This window comes from Xanthomonas sp. NCPPB 1068 (genome assembly GCF_041479385.2).
In the GTDB taxonomy this organism is placed as follows: Bacteria; Pseudomonadota; Gammaproteobacteria; order Xanthomonadales; family Xanthomonadaceae; genus Xanthomonas; species Xanthomonas cannabis.
Genome location: NZ_CM192986.1, coordinates 3509662 through 3531635, shown reverse-complemented (window position 1 = coordinate 3531635; position 21974 = coordinate 3509662). Strand labels below are relative to the sequence as shown.

The 21974-nt window shown below is 67.0% G+C and carries 13 protein-coding genes and 1 pseudogene; 6 read left to right on the top strand and 8 right to left on the bottom strand.

Annotated features, from left to right (window positions below):
• Positions 1-8 precede the first annotated feature (8 nt).
• The 6 genes from ACCQ12_RS14880 to ACCQ12_RS14855 all read right to left on the bottom strand — a co-directional run bounded on the left by ACCQ12_RS14880 (position 9) and on the right by ACCQ12_RS14855 (position 12437).
• Positions 9-1877 (bottom strand): methyl-accepting chemotaxis protein, encoded by a 1869-nt coding sequence (locus ACCQ12_RS14880; RefSeq protein WP_372382086.1) that lies wholly within the window; start codon positions 1875-1877, stop codon positions 9-11.
• A gap of 837 nt (positions 1878-2714) precedes the next feature.
• Positions 2715-5150: a membrane-bound PQQ-dependent dehydrogenase, glucose/quinate/shikimate family gene (locus tag ACCQ12_RS14875; RefSeq protein WP_208413211.1), complete on the bottom strand. Its 2436-nt coding sequence runs from the start codon at positions 5148-5150 to the stop codon at positions 2715-2717.
• 759 nt (positions 5151-5909) lie between these two features.
• A complete protein-coding gene (gene otsA, locus ACCQ12_RS14870) occupies positions 5910-7277 on the bottom strand; it encodes an alpha,alpha-trehalose-phosphate synthase (UDP-forming) (RefSeq protein WP_039405569.1) in 1368 nt (455 codons plus the stop codon).
• On the bottom strand, positions 7274-9052 hold the full coding sequence (locus ACCQ12_RS14865; RefSeq protein ID WP_372382085.1) for a glycoside hydrolase family 15 protein: 1779 nt from the start codon (positions 9050-9052) through the stop codon (positions 7274-7276). The genes otsA and ACCQ12_RS14865 overlap by 4 nt, the downstream gene beginning before the upstream one ends.
• Before the next feature lie 45 nt (positions 9053-9097).
• Entirely contained in the window at positions 9098-9856 is a 759-nt protein-coding gene (gene otsB / locus ACCQ12_RS14860; protein WP_372382084.1) for a trehalose-phosphatase, read from the bottom strand.
• 145 nt (positions 9857-10001) lie between these two features.
• Positions 10002-12437, bottom strand: coding sequence for a TonB-dependent receptor plug domain-containing protein (locus ACCQ12_RS14855; RefSeq protein ID WP_372382083.1), 2436 nt, complete (start codon positions 12435-12437; stop codon positions 10002-10004).
• Between the two features lie 202 nt (positions 12438-12639).
• Between ACCQ12_RS14855 and ACCQ12_RS14850 the strand changes: the two genes are divergently transcribed.
• The 5 genes and pseudogenes from ACCQ12_RS14850 to ACCQ12_RS14830 all read left to right on the top strand — a co-directional run bounded on the left by ACCQ12_RS14850 (position 12640) and on the right by ACCQ12_RS14830 (position 18209).
• Positions 12640-13113, top strand: coding sequence for a DUF3574 domain-containing protein (locus ACCQ12_RS14850; protein WP_184385463.1), 474 nt, complete (start codon positions 12640-12642; stop codon positions 13111-13113).
• A 31-nt stretch (positions 13114-13144) separates the two neighbouring features.
• Positions 13145-14008, top strand: a pseudogene (locus ACCQ12_RS14845) (XAC2610-related protein).
• A gap of 350 nt (positions 14009-14358) precedes the next feature.
• Positions 14359-15960 carry a hypothetical protein gene (locus tag ACCQ12_RS14840; RefSeq protein WP_166749150.1) on the top strand — a complete coding sequence of 534 codons (1602 nt, stop codon included), beginning with the start codon at positions 14359-14361 and terminating at the stop codon, positions 15958-15960.
• The gene (locus ACCQ12_RS14835; RefSeq protein WP_372382082.1) at positions 15957-17126 is read left to right on the top strand and encodes a lysozyme inhibitor LprI family protein; all 1170 of its coding nucleotides are present in this window, start codon (positions 15957-15959) and stop codon (positions 17124-17126) included. The genes ACCQ12_RS14840 and ACCQ12_RS14835 overlap by 4 nt, the downstream gene beginning before the upstream one ends.
• Positions 17127-17393: 267 nt before the next feature.
• Entirely contained in the window at positions 17394-18209 is an 816-nt protein-coding gene (locus tag ACCQ12_RS14830; RefSeq protein ID WP_372382081.1) for a DUF3014 domain-containing protein, read from the top strand.
• Positions 18210-18365: 156 nt separating this feature from the next.
• Here the strand turns inward: ACCQ12_RS14830 and ACCQ12_RS14825 are convergent, their stop codons facing one another.
• Together ACCQ12_RS14825 and ACCQ12_RS14820 are read right to left on the bottom strand one after the other, a co-directional pair.
• Positions 18366-19073 (bottom strand): glutathione S-transferase, encoded by a 708-nt coding sequence (locus ACCQ12_RS14825; protein ID WP_166749147.1) that lies wholly within the window; start codon positions 19071-19073, stop codon positions 18366-18368.
• A gap of 46 nt (positions 19074-19119) precedes the next feature.
• Complete coding sequence (locus ACCQ12_RS14820; protein WP_039405696.1) at positions 19120-19428, bottom strand: GIY-YIG nuclease family protein; 309 nt, start codon at positions 19426-19428, stop codon at positions 19120-19122.
• Positions 19429-19791: 363 nt separating this feature from the next.
• Between ACCQ12_RS14820 and ACCQ12_RS14815 the strand changes: the two genes are divergently transcribed.
• Positions 19792-21939, top strand: coding sequence for a TonB-dependent receptor (locus ACCQ12_RS14815; protein WP_372383628.1), 2148 nt, complete (start codon positions 19792-19794; stop codon positions 21937-21939).
• Positions 21940-21974 lie beyond the last annotated feature (35 nt).

The following is a 21974-nucleotide window of genomic DNA, read 5'->3' as shown; positions in this document are numbered from 1 at the left end:
ACGGCGGCTTACGCGGCTGCGTGTTTGAAGCTTGCGTGCACTGCTTTCGGGTTGCCGCTGTGCGCGGCCTGCAGGCGGAAGATCGACACCGCATCGGCCAGTTCCACTGCCTGCTCTTCCAGGCTGCGCGCGGCGGCGGTGGCTTCTTCCACCAGCGCGGCGTTGCGTTGGGTCACTTCGTCCAGCTGCGCCACGGTGCGGTTGACCTGCTCGATGCCGCTGGACTGCTCGGCGCTGGCCGAGGTGATCTCGCTCATGATGTCGGTGACGTGTTTGACCGAGCCGACGATCTCGCGCATGGTCGCGCCGGCGCGGTGCACCAGGCCCGAGCCCAGTTCCACCTTGTCGGTGGAATCGGCGATCAGCGTCTTGATCTCCTTGGCGGCATCGGCCGAGCGCCGCGCCAGGGCACGCACTTCCGAGGCCACCACTGCAAAGCCGCGGCCCTGTTCGCCGGCGCGCGCAGCTTCCACCGCGGCGTTGAGCGCCAGAATATTGGTCTGGAACGCGATACCGTCGATGACGCCGATGATCTCGCCGATCTTGCGCGAGGCGGTGCTGATCTGGCTCATGGTGGCGACCACGTCGTCCATCACCTGGCCGCCGCTCTGGGCGACGTCACCGGTGCCCACGACCAGGCGATTGGCCTGCAGCGCGCTTTCGGCGTTCTGCTTCACGGTGGAGGTGAGCTCCTCCATGGAGCTGGCGGTTTCTTCCAGGTTGGCGGCCTGTTGTTCGGTGCGCTCGGACAGGTCGGTATTGCCCGCGGCGATTTCCACCGCGGCCTGGCGGATGGTGTCGGACGCGGTCTGGATGCCGCCGATGATTTCGGTCAGGCGGCTTACGGTCTGATTGGTGTCGTCGCGCAGGCGCGCAAAGATGCCGTGCGCGTCGCCCTCCACGCGCTGGGTGAGGTCGCCTTCGGCCAGCGCACCGATCACGCGCGCCAACGCGGCCAGGTGGGTTTCCACCGAGTCGTAGATACGGTTGATGCCCTGCGCCAAAGACAGCAACACCCCGTCCATGCCATCGATCTGCATGCGCCGGCTGAAATCGCCGGCTGCGGCGGCATCGATGATCTGGATCAGCGCCTGCTCGGCGTTGACCTGTGCGGTGACGTCCATCCACTGCGCAATGGTGCCGAGCTTGGCGCCGTCGGCCGCGATGATCGGGCTGTACACGAAGTCGATCTGACGGCCGAAGAACGGCGCACGCACGGCCTTGGATGCAGTCAACGCACGCATGCGGTCGATCGCGGCCTGGCTGTCCGGATAGATGTCGCCAATGCTGCCGCCAACGAAGCCTTCAGCGTGGAAGCTGGGGCGGAAGCTCTGCACGTCCGGCTCGATCAGCTTGAGCATCGCGAGCAGTTTGCGGTTGGCGAACAGCACCTGGCCGTCGTCGTCGGCGATGCGGATCATGGTGTCCAGATCGTCGAGAGCCTTGATCACGAACTGGCCGTGGCGCAGGCCTTGTTCCATCACGTCGAGGCGGATGGCGAGCTTGTCCTGGGTGTCCTGCAAGGCATGCAGCAGCGGCGCGAGTTCGCCGGAGGCGCTGCGCAGGTTCAGGCGGTGGAAGCGGCCTTCGCCGATTGCGATGATCGCGCGCACGGCCTGTTGCAGCTGCACGTTGCTGCGACGTCGCGCCCACCACCACAGGCCGGCGCTGGCCGCGCCCAGCACCAACAGCGCGGGGAGCAGCTTTGCCAGGGCGCTTGCCAGACCGCCGGGCACCAGCGTGGCGGCGTAGAGCGTCAGCAAGGCCAGCAAGCCGATCTGCGCAGCGGCGGGCAGCCCGGCAGCCCAGCGGGTGCGCGCGACGTCGGGGCCGGCCGATGGGCGGGCAACGTGGGCGGCATCTTGTGAAGGCGACATAGGCTGAGTCCAACTAGGTGATCTGAGGGAATGGATCGGTGTCCGGCAGTGCGTGGCTGCAAGGGGGGTATCGGCGGCTGAGCCCGAATCATGATGGCGTGAAGGTACCGTTTGTCGGAATAAGGCCGAGCAGACCGTAAAGTGCTGGAAATCCTTGATTTGGAAGCGGTTTCAGTCATTGTCGAGGCCGCAGCAGCGGACGGGGGATGTGTTTGCGCTAACATCAAAATGTAAATATCGGGTGAAATCACGATGTCGCTCCGTGCCGTTCGACATCGTCCGGCAGAGCATCGTTGATGGTGTGCCGCGCGCTTTGGATCGGTCGAGCCACATTCCTGCAGCGCTTGCAGTGCGTGGCCCGGTAGTGCCGACCGGCTTGTGACGCGGCAGCGGTGCGTACCCGACGCCCGATGCGGATACGGCAACGTATCGGTCCGCTGAATCGGGGGCGAGGTGCAGGGATGAGCCGGAGCGCGCCAAGCGCCTGGCCTGCGGCTGGCAACAGGCTGCGTGGCGTCCGCGGCCATCGCGCCTGGCACTGCATCGACCGGGGCGACGGGCAGGGCGGTTCCTGCTGGCGGAGATGCGACGGCGGTGCCACCCAATGCCTACAGGAGCGGCGACATGCAGCCGACCTTGCGTCGCCGGGGCCAGCAACTGCTGCGCGGCAACGTGCAAAGGTCCACCCGCCAGAAAGAGGTCGGGAAGATTGCATGGCGCGCTGCTCTGGCACCCGAGCCCATGAAGCAATGCATCCGCTCGGTGCGGCAGACCCATAAAAAAGCCGGCCGTCTCACGACGGCCGGCTTGTGTGTCACTGCATCGTCCGGCAGGCGCTTATTTCGCCGGCGCGGCCGGCGCATCGTCCGGCAGCGCCCAGGCGATCACGCTGTCGCCGGATTTGGTTTCCATGCGGTCGTGCCCACCCACGGCGGCCACGATGTATTGCTTGCCATCGATGGTGTAGCTCAGCGGGGCCGCCTGCGGGCCGGCCGGCACGCGGGTCTCCCAGACCTGCTTGCCGGTGCGGGTATCGAAGCCGCGCAGGAAATCGTCCAGCGTCGCGCCGATGAAGGTCACGCCGCCAGCGGTGGTCAGCGAGCCGCTGTTGTTGGGCGTGCCGATCTCGAACTTGGTCTTGGACGGGATGCCCATCGGGCCCTGGTCGTAACCGGTGCCCAGCGGACGGCGCCACAACACCTGCTGGGTACGCAGATCCACGCCGGCGATATAGCCCCACGGCGGTGCCACGCACGGCGTGTTGAGTGGCGACATCCAGGGCTCCTTGCGGGCGCCGTAGGCCAGACCCTTCTGCGCCATGTAGCCCGGCGTCTTGCTCTTGCCGTCGAACACCGACACCACGCCCAGCTCGTCCATCTTTTCGCGGGTGTAGACCTGCAGGGTGTAGGGCAGGCGATTGCTGTTCATCACCATGATGCCGCGCTGCAGATCGACCGAGACGCCGCCCCAGTTGATGCCGCCGTGGTTGCCGGTGAAGGCCAGCGAACCCTGCAGGGTCGGCGGGGTGAACATGCCTTCGTAGCGCAGTTGCTTGAACTGGATACGGCAGGCCAGCTGGTCGAACGGCGTCATGCCCCAGGCATCGGACTCGATGATGGTTTCGAACTCACGGCTCGGCGCGCCCACGGTATTGGGCATGCCCGGCGAGATCGGCTGGGTGGCAGCGGTCCAGTCGCCATGATCGGTGCCCTGCGGCACCGGGATCTGCTTGACCGGCATGATGGGCTCGCCGGTGGCGCGGTCCAGCACGAAGACCTGGCCGGACTTGGTGGCCTGGATCACCGCAGCACGCGTGCCGCCGCCAGCCACCGGCCAGTCGACCAGGTTCGGCTGCGGGCCGATGTCGTAATCCCACAGGTCGTGGTTGACGGTGCGGAAGTGCCAGCGCTCCTTGCCGGTGGCCGCGTCCACGGCCACCAGCGAGGCGGTGTATTCCTCGTCCTGCGGGGTGCGGCCCTTGCCGAAGAAATCGCCGGACGCATTGCCGGTGGGCAGGTAGACCAGGCCCAGCTCGTCGTCGGCGGCCATCAGCGACCACACGTTCGGGGTCGAGCGGGTATAGGTCTGGCCGGCCGGCGGCTCGGCGGTGATCGCCGGGTTGCCCAGGTCCCAGGCCCAGCGCAGCTGGCCGGTGAGCGCATCGAAGCCACGCACCACGCCCGACGGCGCATCGCCTTCCTGGCCGTCTCGCACCTGGCCGGTCGGCTGGATCACCACGCCGCGCATCACCACCGGCGGCGAGGTCGGGCCGACGAAGCCCGGCTTGGTGTTGCCGGTGCCGGCATTCAGATCCACATAGCCGTTGTTGCCGAAGCTGGCGCACAGCTTGCCGGTCTGCGCGTCCAGCGCACCCAGGCGGCCATCGACCATCGGCCAGAAGATCCGCGTCGGGCACTCGGCGGTGCCTTCCGGCGCCTGGTAGTACGACACGCCACGGCAGGTGGTGGCGGCAACGCCAGCCATCGCCTTCGGGTTGGTTTGCGGATCGAAGCGCCAGCGCTCCTTGCCGTTGGCGGCTTCCACCGCGATCACCTTCTGGGTGGGCGTGCAGATGTAGAGCAGGTCGCCGACCTTGAGCGGGGTGTTCTGGAAGGCGTAGCCCAGCTTGGAGTCCTTCGGCTTCAGGTCGCCGGTGTGGAACTCCCAGGCAATCTTGAGATTCTTGACGTTGTCCGGGGTGATCTGGGCGCCTGGCGTGTAGTGGTTGGACAGATTGGAGCCGGCATAGGCGGTCCAATTGCTGGCGTCGTGGTTGGCCGCCACATTGCCGTCCGGGCTGGGTACGCTGCCGCGGCTGAAGGCGGTCGGGTTGGCGGCCTGCTTGGAGGCGTCGGCCAGCTCGACATTGCGCGGCAGGAACAGCGGCCACAGGATCAGGCCGGCGCCCAGCACCGGCAGCACGCCGGTGACAATGGCGTAGCCCACACCGGACAACGGCTGCATGCGGCGACGCGCCACGCCCCAGAACGGCAGCAGCACCAGCCCCAGTACCGAAATCCAGGCCAGACGCGGGACCAGGCCCCAGCCGTCCAGGCCCACTTCCCACAGCGCCCAGGCGATCGTTGCAGCCAGCGTGGCGCCAAACAGCCACAGGCCGGCGCGCTTGCCCAGTGCCAGCAGCACACCGGCCGCCAGCAGGGCGATGCCCGCGAGCAGGTAGTACCAGGAACCACCGACGGCCACCAGGCGGCCGCCTTCGTAGGCGAGCACCGCACCGAGCACGGCGATCACCACCGCATAGGCCACCAGCAACCAGGTGCCTAGCCCACGTTTTGAGGATTGATCAGTCATTTTGAGATGTCAGGAAGGACTTGGGGCCGCACCGGGCGACAAGTCGTGGAGGGAGAGAGGTCGCCCGTTGGCACAGGGCTGCCGGCGACCTGGATATGAACGCGCAGCCCCTCCCAGGGTCCTCAGCGCTACTCATGTGAATATTTTAGACCTCCGCGCGCCGCCTGTCCGTGACGGAATGGGAACCACCGTTCCAACCTGCACGCCCGCTGCACCGGATTTGCATGGAAGTCGAAGATCCCAACGCGGTGTGGGCACGCATCGGGTTGATGACCGGCGCCTACTCCGGAGGATGGTGGCTGCAAGCATCGCTGGGTGCAGCACCAGCGTCGGAAGGCATCGAATCGTTTGATCCGGCGGTGGTCTTGCTTGAGGCCCCGCGTTGTCGCGTTTTGGCGACAAACGTCGGGCGCCTTCTTCAGCCGTACCCTCATCCGCCCTTCGGGCACCTTCTCCCACCGGGAGAAGGAAGCGCTATCGCATCGGGCACCTTCTCCCGGTGGGAGAAGGGAGCGCTATCGCATCAGGCACCTTCTGCCGGAGGGGAAGGGAGCGGTATCGCATCGGGCACCTTTTCCCGGAGGATCCCGGAGGAGATGGGAGCGTTATCGCGTGCGTGTCGTGCAGCGGGGGGCAAATGGCGCGGGCTCCGCCGCAACGCTGAGACAGTACCCTCGTCCCTTATCGGCCCTGCAGCGCCCTCAGCTGCAGGAAGAGAGGTCAGACGTCGGCCAGGGCCTGCAGATAACGCTGGCGCCAATCGTTGATGTTGTTCTTGCGCAGATGATCCATCATCGCGCGCCACCGCTCGATACGCGTTGCCAGCGGCATGCTGGCCGCTGTCGCGATTGCATCGGCCACACCGTCCAGATCGTGCGGATTGACCAGCAGCGCTTCCTTCATCTCGTCGGCTGCACCTGCCAACAGCGACAGCACCAGCACGCCCGGGTTCTCCGGATCCTGCGCCGCGACGAATTCCTTGGCGACCAGATTCATGCCATCGCGCAGCGGTGTGACCAGGCCCACCGACGCGGCGCGATAAAAGCCGGTCAGGGTGGCGTGGCTGAAGTTCTGGTTGACGTAGCGCAACGGCGTCCAGTCCGGACCCGCATGCCCACCGTTGATATGTCCGGCAATCTGTTCCAGCTGCCCGCGCAACTGACGATATTCGGCCACATCGCCGCGCGACACCGGTGCGATCTGCAGATAGGTGAGGCTGCCGGATTGGTCCGGATAGCGCTCCAGATAGCGCTCGAATCCCTGGAAGCGTTCCGGCAGGCCCTTGGAGTAGTCCAGCCGATCCACGCCGATGGCCAGCTGCCGACCGCGCAGGCTCTCGCGCAGGTCGCGTACCGCCTGCTTGCCGACTGCGGCCTTGGCCTGGGTGGCGATCAGATCGGTGTCGATCCCGATCGGGAACGACGATGCGGTGAAGCGACGCCCGCCCGGACCTTCCACCAGATCGCCTTCCAGGATGCGCCCGCCACCGAACAGGCGCACATAGGCCTTGAAGCGTTCTGCATCGCGCTGGGTCTGGAAGCCGACCAGATCGTAGGCATAGAAGGTACTGAACAGGCGCGCGTGATCGGGCATGGCCTGCACCAGATCGGCCGAGGGCATCGGCACGTGCAGGAAGAAGCCCATCTTGCAGCCCACTCCCAGCTCGCGCAGCATCGCGCCCAGCGGAATCATGTGGTAATCGTGGATCCACAAGGTGTCGCTGTCTTTCAGCAACGGCGCCAGTTTTTCCGCGAACAGGCGGTTGACGCGCATATAGCCTTCGCGCGTGGCGCGGTCGTAATCGACCAGGTCCAGGCGGAAGTGCAGCAGCGGCCACAACGTGCGATTGGCGAAGCCGTTGTAGTACGAATCGATGTCGCGCTTGTTGAGGTCCATGGTGACGAACTTGATGTCACCTTCGGTCTGCTCGTGCATGCCGCCGCTGTCGCCGCGCACGGTCTTGCCGCTCCAGCCGAACCACACGCCGCCGCGCTCCTTGAGCGCTGCCAACAACCCGACCGCCAGACCGCCTGCGCGATTTTCGCCGGGCACTGCAACACGATTGGATACCACCACCAAACGACTCATGACGCCTCCTGCCAGCTCCGCGACAAGCGCATCGCTGCGATGATCAAACCGACATGCGAATAGGTCTGAGGGAAGTTGCCCCAGGCTTCGCCGTCTTCGAACGATAGATCTTCCGACAGCAAGCCGAGGTGATTGCGGCGCGAGAGGATGCGCTCGAACAATTCACGCGCCTCGTCCTTGCGCCCGATCGCGGCCAGCGCATCGATGTACCAGAACGTGCAGATGGTGAAGCTGGTTTCCGGCTCACCGAAGTCATCCGGTGCGATATAGCGGTACAGCGCATCACCATGCTTGAGCACGCGGCCAACAGCTTCGACCGTGCGCACGAAGCGGGTGTCGTCGTTGGCCACGATGCCGATATCGGCCAGCAGCAACAACGAGGCATCCAGCCGATGGCCGCCGAGGGTATCGGTGAAATGGCCGTGTTCGTCGCTCCACGCCTCGGTCAACACGCGTTCGCGGATGCTGTCGGCGCGTTCGCGCCAGTACGCCACGCGCTCCGGCAGCACCAGTCGGTCGGCGATCTTGGACAGGCGGTCACACGCGGCCCAGCACATCGCGGCGGTATAGGTGTGCACTTCGGCGCGGCCGCGGAATTCCCACAAGCCGGCATCGGGCACGTTGTGCAGCGCGTAGGCACGCTCGCCCAGCGGCTCCAGCCGGCGGAAGGTGTCGGCATCGCCCTGGTCCTTCAGGCGCAGGTCGAAGAACAGCTGGGTGGAGGCCAGCACCACGCTGCCGTAGACATCGTGCTGCTGCTGGATCCAGGCCAGGTTGCCGCGTCGCACCGGACCCATGCCGCGGTAACCGTCCATGGTGTCGACTTCATGCTCTTCCAGCTGCGACTCGAAGCCGATGCCGTACAGCGGCTGCATGGTGCCGTCGCTGGTGGCGATGTTGAAGATGTAGCCGATGAACTGCTCCATCGTGCGGGTGGCGCCGAGCCGATTGAGTGCGCGCACCACGAAGGCGGCATCGCGCAGCCAGCAGTAGCGGTAGTCCCAATTACGCGGGGTATGGGGCGCTTCCGGAATCGATGTGGTCATTGCGGCGATGATGGCGCCGCTGTCTTCGTACTGGCACAACTTGAGCGTGATGGCGCTGCGGATCACCGCTTCCTGCCAGTCCAGCGGGATGGACAGATAGCGCACCCATTCGCGCCAGTATTCTTCGGTGCGCTCCTGCGCTTCCTGCACATAGCCGGTGAGCGAGCGGGTCAGCGACTCGTCCACGCCCAGCACCAGGCTCACCGGATGGCTGAGCACGAACGGCAGCCCGTCGCGGACGAAGCGTACCGGCACGTCGGTGGTCAGGCGCAGGGTGAACTCCGGCAGCACCCAGCGGATATGGTTGCTGCCCCAGGTGGTGTCCGGCGTGCGGCCGCCCCAGTCGGCCAGCGGGCGCGCGCGCACCACGATGCGCGGGTTGCCGGCCAGCGGGCGGATCTGCCGGATGATGCTGACCGGCCGATAGAAACGGCCGTTATTGCGCCAGCGCGGAGCGAAGTCGATGACTTCCACCTCGCCGCCGTGGCGATCGCGCAAGACGGTGCGCAAGACGGCGGTATTGGGCAGGTAGTGCTGCTCGCTGCTGGCGAAGTCTTCCAGCTCCACGGCAAAGTCGCCGCCTTCGGTCTTGGGCGAGAGCAGCGTGCAAAAGGCCGGATCGCCATCGAAGGCGGGCAGACAGCTCCACACCACGCGTGCCTGCCGATCGACCAACGCGCCAAAGCTGCAATTGCCGATGACGCCCAGATCCAGGTTTGGCTCGGTCATGAAGTGCAAACGTTCCTGTAGTGACGAAAGGAGGCGCGCCTGCGGTTATGCGGTGCGCGCGTTGTGTTGCAGCCAGGCGTGCACGGCGGCGGTACCTGCGACGCGGAAGCGCGCGCTGGTCTGCACACGATCGCCGACCAGCACGCTCCACCCGCCCAGGCGATTGGCCGCCTCGAAGCCGAATTCATCGGTGAGGTCGTCGCCGACGAACACCGGGGTGCGGCCGGCAAAGGCGCCTTGCTGCATTAGCTGTTCGACGGCCAGGCCCTTGTTGCTGCCTTCGGGCACGAACTCGACGACATGGTCTCCGGGCTGCAGGCGATAGCCGGGCAGCTGGGCGATTTCCTGCTGCGCAAATGCCAGCACGTCGGGGCCGGCAAGCGGTTGCGCGCGCCAATGCAAGGCCACGCTGACGCCCTTGTCTTCGACCAGGACGCCCGTGTGCGTATGCGTGAGTGCAGCGGCCCGCTGATGCAGGCCATGCAGAAAGGCGGAGGTGTCCTGCGGCATGGCGGCGCGCGCATCGACGTCGCTGCGCAGTTCATGTCCGTGCAGGCCGGCAGCCGGGAGCACCAGCGGCGCGAACAAGGCGTCGAGCTGCGACAGCGGTCTGCCGCTGACCAGCGCCACCGCACCGTTGAGGCGATCGCTCAGGCGCCCGATGGCCTCGCGGACCTCGGGCAGCAGCCGAACAGCCTCGGGGCTGTCGGCAAAGTCGATGAGAGTACCGTCCACGTCCAGAAACAATGCGCAGGCATCGTCCAGCAATGGCGGCGAGGGAAGGGGGGAGTGCACGTCTGCCATCGCGCTAGTGTGCGCAAGGCAGTGTGATATTCAGGTTATGCAACGGCCGGGATTGGGGATTCGGGAGTGGGGATTCGCGACGATCTGCGCTTGCCAATCCCGAATCCCGAATCCCGAATCCCGAATCCGCCAATCCCGGCGTCAGTTAGAACGAGTACCGCACCCGCCCATACCAGTACGCGCCATTGCTGCCGATCGGCGAGAGCACGTCGTAGGGCAGGTTGCCGAAGTAGGCGATGTCGTCGATGGAGCGGTCCGAGTAGTTGTCCAGGATGTTCTGCCCGCCGATGGCCAGCGTCCAGTGCGTGCCCAGGTGATATTCGGCTTCCAGATCCAGCTGCCATTCGGCGCCGTAGGTCTGGCGCGGCACGAAGCCGCCGCCGAAGTCGAACACACGCGTCGCGCTGCCGTAGCGGTTGACGCGCGTCTGCAGGTTCCAGCGTTCGTTGCTCCAGTTGGCAGCGAGCGCGGCACGGGTGCGCGGTGCGGCATCGGTGAGCGTATTGCTTTCTTCCACGCCGAACAGCACGTAGTCCGGGTTCAACGCCAGCAGCTGCGCCGGGGTGGCGATGATGTTTTCCAGTTCGGTCTTGGCGTAGCTGTAGGTGCCGGTGAGCAGCAGGTCGCCGCCGAAGGCGTACTGGCGCCAGTTGGCGACCAGCTCGGCGCCGCGGGTGCGGGTGTCGGCGGCATTGAGGAAGTAGCTGGCGCTCTGCACGCCGGTGACGCCGAAGTTCTGCTGCACGAAGCTGGTCAGCGCATCGCCGGTGATGTCTTCGGACAGCGCGATGCGGTCGTCGATATCGATCTGGAAGAAGTCCAGCGACAGGTCGAAGTGATCGCCCAGCTTGCTGGTGAAGCCCAGGCTGTAATTGACGGACTTTTCCGGCTTCAGGTCGGTGGCGCCGAGCGCGCGGGCGATGGGGTTGTTGACCGACAGCAGGCGGCCCTGGGTGAGCCGGCCGGCGGCGTCGTAGCCGGTGGAGGTGGCTTCGTAGCCGATCTGGCTGAGCGAGGGCGCACGCACGTTGTTGGAGATGGCGCCGCGCAGCGCAAACGCCGGGGCGAACGCATAGCGCGCGGCCAGCTTGCCGGTCCACTGGCTGCCGAAATCCTGGTAATGCTCGTAGCGGCCGGCCAGGTCGGTGGAGAACTTGTCGCCGAACTGGCTGGACACGTTGGCGTAGGCGCTGGCCACGTTGCGCGACAGGTCGGCTTCGTCCTGCGGGGTGAGCCCGCCGCCAGCCTGCGAGCCGGTGGGACGGTCGGTGAACGGGCCGGCGGCGTAGCTGGCCGGGTCGCCGGCATGGGTGCGGTACTGCTCGCGGCGGAACTCGGCGCCGGTGCCGAAGGTATGGGTGCCGCCGGCCGCATCGAACACGCGGGTCAGGTCCAGGTTGCCCACCGTCTGCGAAAACGCAAAGTCGCCGGTCTTGAAGCGTGTGGTGCTGGTGGGGCCGAGCGAGGCATTGAGCGAATTGCGCAGGCGGTAGGTGAAATCGTTGCGGCCGTGGTTGACGCTGGCGTCATAGTCCCAGTTGCCCCACTGCCCACGCGCACCGGCGACGATCTGCAGGTCGCGGTTTTCGCCTTCGGAAATCGGCCGGTAGCCGTTGGGGTAGATCTCGCGCCAGTTGGCGCTGCTGTCCGGGTAACGGAAGTAGTTGGCGCCTTCGGTGTCGCGCTGGTTGTAGGTGCCGAAGGCGTAGAACTCGCCGCTGTCGCTGAAGGGGACCTTGGTGTTGAGCCAGGCATTCAAGCCCTTGGTGGCGCCGTCGCCGAGCACGTAATTGCGCTGCCCGGCCAGCGCCAGGTTGGCCGGGGTCTGCTCCTCGAACGGCGGGATCTGATCGAAGCCGGCGCGGTTGGTCGCCTCGCGGTTCTTCAGCTCCAGGCCCACCTTGAAGAAGCCGCCGTCATCGCCGAGCAGCGAGCCGACCTTGGCGCTGGCGTAGCTGGTCTGGCCGTCGGTGACGCGGCGATTGATCGGTTCCACATCGGTGTTGTAGGCGCCGAAGCTGGCTTCCAGCTCGCCGCGCTCGGGGTTGTCGTCCAGGATCACGTTGATCACCCCGGCAATGGCATCGGAGCCGTATTGCGCGCCGGCGCCGTCGCGCAGCACCTCGATGCGCTTGATCGCGTTGATCGGGATGGAATTGAAATCCACCGGCGTGGTGCCCTTGCCGATCTTGCTGTCGGTGTTCACCAGCGCCGAGGTGTGGCGGCGCTTGCCGTTGACCAGCACCAGCACCTGGTCGGGCGAGAGCCCGCGCAGCTGGGCGGCGCGGATGTGGTCGGCGCCGCCGGAGTTGGACTGGCGCGGGAAATTGAACGAGGGCAGCAGCGCCTGCAGCGCACTGCCCAGTTCGCCGTTGACCACGCCGGCCTTGCGGATGTCTTCGGCGGTGAGCACGTCCACCGGCACGGTCGATTCCAGCACGGTGCGGTCGCTGGCCCGGGTACCGGTGACGATCACGGTGTCCAGGGTGGTGGCGCCGGGGTCGGCTTGCTGGGCCTGCGCATTGGCGCTCAGTGCCGCGGCCACTGCCAGGCCGATCACCGAAAGGGTGGGGCGGGTCATGCTCTCTCTCCTGCAAATGCAACGCGCCACGCGGTTGGCATCCGGCCGGGCTGGGGCGCAAAGGGGTCGGATTGTCCACATTCATCCGGATGGAGAGATATTATCGCGTTGTTCAGGCCGGCGCGAGGTGGCACAGTGCGCGCACGCCGGCATCAGCTGATGCCCGGCCCGCATGAGCCTGCCCCCCGATCCGGAGAAGTCGATGAAGCTGCTGCCGTCCTGCCTGCTTGCCGCCACGCTGGCGTTGTCCGCCTGCGCCACCACGCCCGGCGGTGCGCCCGCAGCGGCCACCGCCAGCCTGCAGGGCGATGCGGCGCGGCCGGCGGCGGCGCGGGGTTGGGTGCGCAGCGAGTTGTATTTCGGCGTGGGCGAAGAAACCGGCCCGGCCGACCGCCCGCAGACCCGCACCATCGACGAAGCCCAGTGGCGCGCCTTCCTGGACAAGGAAGTGACTCCGCGCTTTCCGGACGGGCTGACCGTGCTCGATGCCTACGGCCAGTGGTTGTTCCGCGGCGCCAAGGAGCCGAACCGGTTGGGCACCAAGGTGCTGGTGATCCTGCACGAAGACACCCCGCAGCGGCGCAACGACATCGAGGCGATCCGCCTGGCCTGGAAGCAGGCCACCGGACACCAGTCGGTGCTGTGGTCGCGGCAGGCGGTGGAGGTGTCGTTCTGAGGACATCGCGCATGGTGACCAACAGGCCGCGATGGCGTTGGCCGCACGCCCATCACTGCGGGCCCGCGTTCCTGTTCGTGGCGCTGGGAGTGTCCACCGGCGCGGCGACTGCGGCCGACGACACCCGCATGCAGCTGCGCATCGATGCGCACACCCAGGCCACCGCCACGTTGGTCGGCACGCGCCTGCAGGTGGTGCTGTCGCCGGGTGGCAGTTCGCAGTGGCTGGACGCGGATGTGGATGACGGCGAAGGCGGGAGCGCTCTGCGCAGCGACGACTACGACTTCGACGGGCACCGCGATCTTGCGGTGACCGCGATGCTGGGCCAGGTCAATGAAGCGACGCTGGTGTTCCTCTTCGACCCGGTACAACGGCGCTTTCAGCCGCTGGCCGCGCCAACGCGCCCGGCGGTGCAATGCGATGGGCTGTGGAATCTGACCCCCGATGCCAAGGAGCGCAGCCTGACCAGCTCCTGCCGTAGCGGGCCGATGTAGTACAGCGACCAATATCGCTATAGCGCTGGCCGGCTCTATGTCTATCGCTCCCAGCAGCCGATCAACGCGCCTGACATCCAGGCGTTGCTTGGGCGCGACGACGACGACGCGTACCCGCTGTCGGTAGGTCCACCTTCGACCCGCAGGGCGTCGTGATCGCCACTGCCATCGGCGAAACTCTGGAGTCGCCGATGCCGGTGCAACTGCGGGTGCAGGTGGCGCGCCTGCCCTTCTACGCTACGGCAACCGCGTCCACGACGCGGCGTTATCTGGTGCGCGGCGATCGCGCCGACGCGCTGGATGTCAGCGCCGATGCCACGCGCATCAAGCTGCGTTACCGCAGCGCCACGGCAGGCGACATGCTGGGCTGGGTGAGTGTGGACGCCTTGCGCCAGCAGTAGCGCGCAGGCATCCCAGCTGATTGTCGGGGCCGGCGCGGCTACGGCGGTGAATCGGCACTGGCAGCCGTGCGATGCGCTGCAAGCGAGCCTGCATGTAGCTGGCGACTGTGCAATGTGCCGGCTCTGTCGCATCGCTGGCACGGCCTGCGCAGCGGATTGCTGGCTGATCGCGCAGGCGGATCCTGCAAGCCGTCGTAACGCGCTGGCAGTGTGTGCAAGAGCCCGTGCAGGATCCTGCTGACGGCCGTGCGCGTCCATACGGGGTGCGCCAACACCTCGTTCCATCGGGCCGCTGTCGCCCGTACCAGGCAGCGGCTACCATCGCCTGTCCCCACGTCTCGCAGACCTCCATGTCCGCTCCCTCTTCGCGTCCTGCGGCCTCGCCGCGCTGGTTCGTCGCCGGCGACCTCAATGGCTTCTTCGGCCTGGTGGTCGACAATCTTTCCATCCTCGGCTTCATCGCGATGGCGCTGGTGGGCATCTTCCAGTTCCCCGCGGAAGTGGTGTTCGGGCGCATGTTCCCGGGCACCGCGTTCGGCGTGCTGGTGGGCAATCTGCTCTATACCCTGATGGCGCGGCGGCTGGCCGCACGCACCGGGCGCGACGACGTCACCGCCATGCCGCTGGGGCTGGATGCGCCCACCAGCATCGGCATGGCGCTGCTGGTGCTGGGCCCGGCGTTCGCCGGTTTCAAGGCGCAGGGACTGGACCCGCAGGCGGCGGCAATCGCCACCTGGAAGCTCGGCATGGCCGCGCTGGTGGTGATGGGCCTGCTCAAGCTGGTGCTGTCGTTCGTGGGCGAGGCGGTGACGCGGGCGTTGCCGCGTGCGGCGCTGCTCGGCTCGATCGCCGGCATCGCGCTGGTGCTGATGGGCCTGTTGCCGCTGCTGGAAACGCTGCGCTCGCCGGTGGCCGGTTTCGTCACCCTGGGCCTGCTGCTGTACGTGCTGCTGGCCAAGGGCCGCCTGCCGACCAAGCTGCCCGGCGTGCTGGTGGCATTCGTGATCGGCACCGCACTGTATTACGGGCTTGGCCTGGCCGGATTGGGCGCACCGGGCTTCACGGTGCCGGCGTGGACGCCGCCGCAGATCGTGCTGCCGCTGCCGAATCTGGGCTTCATCGACGGGCTGCCGGCGACGGTGGCGTATCTGCCGTTGCTGCTGCCGTTCGGGCTGTTGATGGTGGTGGGCGGCATCAACGTCAGCGAAAGTGCACGGGCCGCCGGCGACGATTACCGCACCCGCGACATCCTGCTGGTGGAAGCCTTCGCCACCCTGGTGGCCGGCGTGTGCGGCGGCGTGGCGCAGACCACGCCCTACATCGGCCAGCCCGCCTACAAGCACATGGGCGCGCGCTCGGGCTACACGCTGCTGACGGGGCTGTTCGTCGGCATTGGCGGCATGCTCGGAGTGATCAGCGGGCTGGTGCAGTGGCTGCCGCTGGCGGTGCTGGCGCCGATCATCGTGTATGTGTCCATCGACATCACCACCCAGGCCTTCCAGGCCACGCCCAGGCATCACGCTGGCGCGATGGTGCTCGGGTTCCTGCCGTCGGTGGCGTACCTGCTGACCATCAAGGCACCGGGCTGGATCGCGCCGGAGCAGCTGGTGGCGTTGACAACCAAGCTGGATGGCCATGGCTTGCCGGAGCTGGCAGTGATCTTCGCACTGGGCAATGGCTTCATCATCACCGCGATGCTGTGGATCGCCACGGTGGCGGCGATGATCGATGGCCGGCTGCGGCGCGGTGCGGTGTTCCTGCTGGTCGCCGCGGGGTTGACCCTGTTCGGGTTGATCCATTCGGTGGACCCGCGTGGCGGCATCTATCTGCCGTGGTCGCTGCACGGCCTGGCGCGGGTGATCAGCTGGCAGTTCGTCGGTGCCTACGTGGCGCTGGCGGTGACCTTGCTGCTGCTGTCGCTGCTGCCGGTGCGCAAGCAGGCCGTGCAATGACGCGCCCGGCACTCGCGCTGCGGTGGCTGCTTGGCGGTGCCTTGGTGCTGGGTGCCAACGGCGCGTGGGCAGCGTCGTTCGACTGCAAGCAGGCGAGCACACTGGTGGAAAAGCGCCTGTGTGCGGTGCCTGCGCTTGGCCTGCTGGACGAGCAGCTGGATGAGAGCTACCAGGCGCTGGTGCAGACTGCGCCGCGTACTGCAGTGGCCGGCATACGCGAGCAACAGCGCGGCTGGCTGCGGCAGCGTAATTCCTGCGCGCAGGACGCCAAGCCGGATGACTGCCTGCAGCGCAGCCTCACGGCCAGGGCCGATGTGCTGAGCAAGGCGCTCACCGCCCAGCAACAGGGGCTGGACCGCATCATCGCCAGCATTCCCGCCGCCCCTGCCGACGCGGCGCGCCAGTTGCAGGGCTACGACGCGCCGCTGGCGTCGGCGTGGCTGGCGTACCTGCATCAGTTCGTGCCGGCCGCCGGTGTGGATGCCGCGCTGGCAGATGCGCGGTTTGCACATGCACGCACGGCGCTGCGCAAGGTGGATGGGTTTGCGGCGTCGCTGCTCGATGACGTGGCCGGTGCACCGCCCAGCTCACCGCAGGAACGCGTCTTGACCCTGCTGCGGATGTGGATCGAGCGCGACAATGGCGATCAACGACCCTACGTGCACTGCTTCATCTTCGCGGCAGTGGGCGAGCCGGCGTACGACGCATTCGGGCCGTTGTACGGCTCCACGCGCGACGGGTTCGCGCCGATCTGCGCGCCGCCGGGCGGGCTGTTCGCGCTTGCCAGCTGGAAACAGCTCGATGCCGGCTTTGCGGGGATGATCGAGGCCATGAGCAAGGACGCCGGCACCATTCGCTATGCGAGCTACGCCGAGTGGGAAGTCGTTGCGCTACGGGCGTCGGTTTCGCCATTGCTGTACCTGCAGCCGGCACTGCGCAAGCGCTACGGCAATGACCCGGACAAGGCGATTGCGGCGTGGAGCGGCGATGACAGCGATTGGCCGGCCGCAGATCGCAAGGCGGTGCGCGCGCTGTTACCGAAGGTGCGCGCAGACACCGCCGCATGGCTGGTGCGCGAAAAGCAGCTGCCGCCAAAACAGGCCGAGCAGGCCGCGGCCGCCATCGTGGCGGCGTGGGTGAATGCGCGGCTGGATTTCGCCGGATGAGCGCGGCCGGGCGCCGGTAACGCTTCGTTTGCAGCGCCATGCGTGCGTGCGCCCATGCACCATGGATGCGTGGCCTGCAGCGTGGTGCTGCAGGTCCCAGGTCGGGATGACGCGGTTTTGCGCTGGAATACGGGCAACTCCGTGCATGCCGCGGTGCCCTGCGTGGGCCTGCGTGCGCGATGAATGCGCGTGCGGCCATAGAGCGATGGAACCCTTGCGCCATCCCATGGTCACACCCTGGATGTTGTCGACGTAAGGAGTTCCACGATGCAAACACCGTCCTCGCGCTGGCCATGGCTGCTGGCCGTGCCAGTGATCGCCGGCGCTGCCTGGTGGCTGTTCAGCGGGCCATCCGAGCAGGCGGGCGCACTGCCTGCGCCCATCAGCCGAACCGCCACCGCAGTGGCGGCGGCGGTCACTCCGGCAACGCCGGCGCCGGCCGGGCCCCGCCATCCGGTGCAGACGCCACCGCCCGATGCGGCGGACGCAGCGATTCCGGCATTGGCGCAAAGCGATGAGGCCGCGTGGCAGGCACTGCAGGCATTGGTGCAGCAAGACGACGCGTTGTCGATCGTGCTGCGTGCGCACCTGATCGAGCGCGTGGTGGTGATGATCGACAATCTGACCCAGCCCAGCATCAGCCGGCGTGCCCTGGTGCTGCAGCCGGTGCCGGGCGAGTTCCAGGTCAGCAGCGCTGCCGATCACAGTGTCATCGATCAGGCCAACGCCGCGCGCTACGCGCCGTATGTCACCGCGTTCACCACGGTGGATGCGCAGGCACTGGTCCGCAGCTATGTGCGCTTCTACCCGTTGTTTCAGCAGGCCTATGCCAACCTGGGCGCGCCCGACCGTTACTTCAACGATCGCGTGATCGATGTGATCGACCATCTGCTGCGGACCCCCGAGCCACGCCAGCCCATTGCCGTCGTGCGCGACGAGCGTGGCCGCTACCGCTTCGTGGATCCGGCGCTGGAAGGCTTATCGGTCGGGCAGAAGGCGATCCTGCGCCTGGGGCCAAGCCAGGCGCAGGCAGTGAAGGCGCAGTTGCGCGCCATACGCGTGGCACTGTTGCAGGGACGCTGATGGCAGTGATGGGTGCGTTGTACCAGCGGCGCACACGTGCGGCCCGGTCTGTCATGTCTTCGAGCGGTTTGAAGACAGCGGCGGCGAGTGCGATGAGCGCATTCGACGCACGCGTCAACGATTGCAGGCCGCCATGCGAAGGCTTCAGGCAGATGTCTAGTCGGCATCCAGCTCCGGGTAGTGGCGGAAGATGCCGTTGGTGTTGAACGCCACACGGCGCTCGGAGGCCAGATAGGCCGCAATCCGCGGCCGTTCGGCCACGCGCTGCTGCAGGGCCTTGAGGCCAGGCAGGTCCTTGGCAAGCGTCGCCATGCGCCTGGGGAACATGTAGTCCAGCCCGCTGACCAGCTGAAACAACGACAGGTCCACGTACGAGTGCACCCCCAGCGCATGCGCGCCACCCGCGTGCTGCAGCACCTGCTCGAAATAGCCCAGGAACTTGGGCAACCGGTTCTCGCGCAGGTCCGCAGCGCGCTTGGCCGCTTCGGCTTTCTGGTCTTCGTAGTACAGCCCGACGCCGATCGGGTGATGGGTGTCGTGCACTTCGGCCACCAGGTCGGCAATGGTCATCTGCAGTTGCAGCGCCTGCAGCCGTTGGGCCTCGGCCTCGGGCACCAACTGCAGCTGTGGCCCCAGGAAATGCAGGATCGCCGCCACCTGTGCCACCACGACATCGCCCGCACGCAGGAAGGGCGGTGCGAACGGCTGTGCACCGTCCTGCCGACCCTGCAGGAATGCTGTCATGGCCTCATCGCCGTCGACGCGCGCCACATCGGTGTAACGGGCGCCTGCATCCTCCAACGCCAGACGGACGAATTCGCCGCGTCCCTGCAGGCCGGTCCAGTAGTAGAGCTGATAGTGCATGCGCTGCTCCGCGTTCGAATGGCGCTGCAGCCTAAGCAATGCGCGGCTAGTCGGGCGTGACCGCAGCGTCAGCGGGCTGTGACCCGGCCACAGCCGCCGGCTGCGCCAGCAGCCACGCCAGCTTGCGCGCACGCGGCTGACGCTTGAGCGCGCACTCCGCGCGCGAGGCGCTGCTGCGGTCCGGGTAGCGGTGGCTGGCCATGATCTGCAGTGGCGGATTGGCACGCGTGTAGCGCGCGCCGGTGCCTTGCGCATGCGCCTGGAAACGCCGCTCCAGATCATTGGTGATCCCGGCGTAATAGCTGCCGTTGCGGCACAGCAGCAGATACAGATACCAGGGCTTGGGTGCATCCATGGCCGCATTATCGCCGCTGGCCGGCGCCTGCACAGCGTCAGCGCACCGACGATGGCGGTGCGGGCCGGCCCGACCACGCAACGCGCGAGTGAATAACCACCTAAACATTGGTTATTTGACGCTCGCGGCGCCGGCAAACAGCATGCCCTACTGCCATGCGCGGTCCGGCCGGCTTGGCGACAGAACGCCAAGCGACGCGCGCACAACTGGCCGCAACGCGCTCGGAATACGCCATATCGCCCACCCACAAGGACCTCCATGCCTGTGCAACACCGGATCCCCGCCGGGATCGCTTCTGCTTCAAGGTGGTTGGCTACCCCGCAACGATTGGCATGGAGCCTGGCGCTGGCGTGTGCGCCGGCCATGGCGGATGAAGTAGGTGAACCCGCGACGCCGGCCGGCGCGGCGCAGACGCTCGGTGCAGTGACGGTCACGGCCACACGGCGCGAAACCACCTTGCAGCAGGTGCCGGTGGCGGTGTCGGTGGTGCAGGGCGAGACGCTGGAGCGCGAGAACCGCAACAGCGTGGCGGACCTGCCGGCACTGGTGCCCAGCCTGACCTTCCGCACCGGCGCGTCGAACAAGGACACCTCGTTGTTCCTGCGCGGGGTGGGCACCATTTCCACCTCGCCGGGGGTGGAACCCAGCGTGGCCACGGTGATCGATGGCGTGGTGCTGGGCAGGCCCGGGCAGGCCACGCTGGATCTGCTCGATGTCGAACGTATCGAGGTGCTGCGCGGGCCGCAGGGCACCCTGTTCGGCAAGAATGCTTCGGCCGGGGTGCTCAACATCGTCAGCAAGCCGGCGCCGGAGACAGTTGGCGGTTATGTGGATTACTCGCACTTTGGTGGCGGCGACGAAGACCGCGTGCGTGCCAGCATCGGGGGCGCGTTGCTGCCGGAGGTGCTCAAGGCCAGCGTGTCGGCGTTGTGGGCCGAGTACGGCGGCAACGTGCGCAACGTGGCCGATGGGCAGACCGTCAATGGCTACCGACGCGCCGGTGCACGGCTGCGGCTGGATCTCACCCCCACGCCCGACTTCACGGCGACCCTGTTGGCCGATTACCTGCAGTCACACAGCGATGCGCCCAGCGGGGTAGTGGTGGCAAGCACGCGTGCCGACTTTGCCGCCGCCCTGGCGCCGGTGCGGGCCGGGGCCGACAACCGGCAGATCAACAGCGATTTCCCCACGTCTCTGGACGACATCAACAAGGGCGCCTCGCTGCAGCTGGATCAGCACATCGGCGAGCTGGTGCTGACCTCGATCAGCGCATGGCGGCAATGGGACAACACGCAATTCCAGGATGGCGACCGCACCGCCCAGCGCAGTGCGGCGTTTCCCGCATCGCATGACCGGGGCGATCTGGGCTACACGCAGTACTCGCAGGAACTGCGCGTGCAGACCCCGCGCGACCGCGCCGTGGAGGCGGTGGCCGGGCTGTATTACCTGCACGCGCGCAGCGATGAAACCTATCGCCGCACCGTCACCTCGCCCACTGCCAGCACGGTCGGCGTGGCCGACTACGCCACCCGTGCGCAGACCTATGCCGCGTTCGGCGAAGCCACCTGGCATTGGCGCCCGGATCTGCGCGCCTTGCTGGGTGTGCGCGTCACCCGCGACACGCTGGACTATGACCATCGGCGCGCGTCCACGTCCGCAACGGCGGTCACCGGCATCCAGCCGGCCACCGCAAGCAGCGGCAGCACCGCAGAAAACGGCGTCTCGGGTCGCACCGGCCTGCAGTACGACTTCGATGCGCGCACCACCGGCTACCTCACCTATTCGCGCGGCTACAAGGGCCCGGCCTACAACGTGTTCTTCAACATGCAGCCGCGCGACACGCCGGCACTGAAGCCGGAAACCTCCAACGCCTGGGAGCTGGGCTTGAAGGCGCGCGCCCTGGATGACCGGCTGAGTGCGAACGTGGCGTTGTTCCATACCGAATACGCCAATTACCAGGCCAACTTCTTCGACACCGTGGCCGGGCAGGTGGTGACGCGGCTGATCAACGCCGGCCAGGTGCGCACGCAGGGCCTGGAGCTGGACCTGGACTACCGCCCGACCGAGCGGCTCAGCCTGGCCGCCTCGCTGGCCTATACGCAGGCACGCATCCAGCGCTTCGCCTGCCCGGCAGCGGCTGCGGCCAACTGCAATGTCGATGGCCGGCCGCTGCCGTTTTCGCCGGACTGGAAGGGCAATCTGCGCGCAGGTTATCGCTTGCCGCTGCATGGCAGCCTGGCGCTCGAATTCAACGGCGATGTGAGCTGGCAGGACAGCGTGCAGTACGACCTCAGCCAGACTCCGCAGACCATCCAGGGACCGTATGCGATCTGGAACGCCAGCATCGCGCTGGCCGACGATGCGCACGGCTGGCGGGTGGCGGTGCTGGGACGCAATCTCGGCGATCGGTCGTACGCGCCGCTGCTGGCCAACGCCACCGGCAATGTCTATCGATTGGTACCGCGCGACGATCGGCGTTACCTGGGCCTGCAAGTGCGCAAGGATTTCTGACGATGGGTTTGAACGTGACGGTGAGTTGCGACACG

Coding starts and splice junctions, on each gene's coding strand:
- ACCQ12_RS14840 (WP_166749150.1), top strand. CDS start 14,359: ATGTCCGCTCCCTCTTCGCGTCCTGCGGCCTCGCCGCGCTGGTTCGTC.
- ACCQ12_RS14855 (WP_372382083.1), bottom strand. CDS start 12,437: ATGACCCGCCCCACCCTTTCGGTGATCGGCCTGGCAGTGGCCGCGGCA.
- ACCQ12_RS14835 (WP_372382082.1), top strand. CDS start 15,957: ATGACGCGCCCGGCACTCGCGCTGCGGTGGCTGCTTGGCGGTGCCTTG.
- ACCQ12_RS14865 (WP_372382085.1), bottom strand. CDS start 9,052: ATGACCGAGCCAAACCTGGATCTGGGCGTCATCGGCAATTGCAGCTTT.
- ACCQ12_RS14850 (WP_184385463.1), top strand. CDS start 12,640: ATGAAGCTGCTGCCGTCCTGCCTGCTTGCCGCCACGCTGGCGTTGTCC.
- otsB (WP_372382084.1), bottom strand. CDS start 9,856: ATGGCAGACGTGCACTCCCCCCTTCCCTCGCCGCCATTGCTGGACGAT.
- ACCQ12_RS14815 (WP_372383628.1), top strand. CDS start 19,792: ATGGCGGATGAAGTAGGTGAACCCGCGACGCCGGCCGGCGCGGCGCAG.
- ACCQ12_RS14880 (WP_372382086.1), bottom strand. CDS start 1,877: ATGTCGCCTTCACAAGATGCCGCCCACGTTGCCCGCCCATCGGCCGGC.
- otsA (WP_039405569.1), bottom strand. CDS start 7,277: ATGAGTCGTTTGGTGGTGGTATCCAATCGTGTTGCAGTGCCCGGCGAA.
- ACCQ12_RS14825 (WP_166749147.1), bottom strand. CDS start 19,073: ATGCACTATCAGCTCTACTACTGGACCGGCCTGCAGGGACGCGGCGAA.
- ACCQ12_RS14820 (WP_039405696.1), bottom strand. CDS start 19,428: ATGGATGCACCCAAGCCCTGGTATCTGTATCTGCTGCTGTGCCGCAAC.
- ACCQ12_RS14830 (WP_372382081.1), top strand. CDS start 17,394: ATGCAAACACCGTCCTCGCGCTGGCCATGGCTGCTGGCCGTGCCAGTG.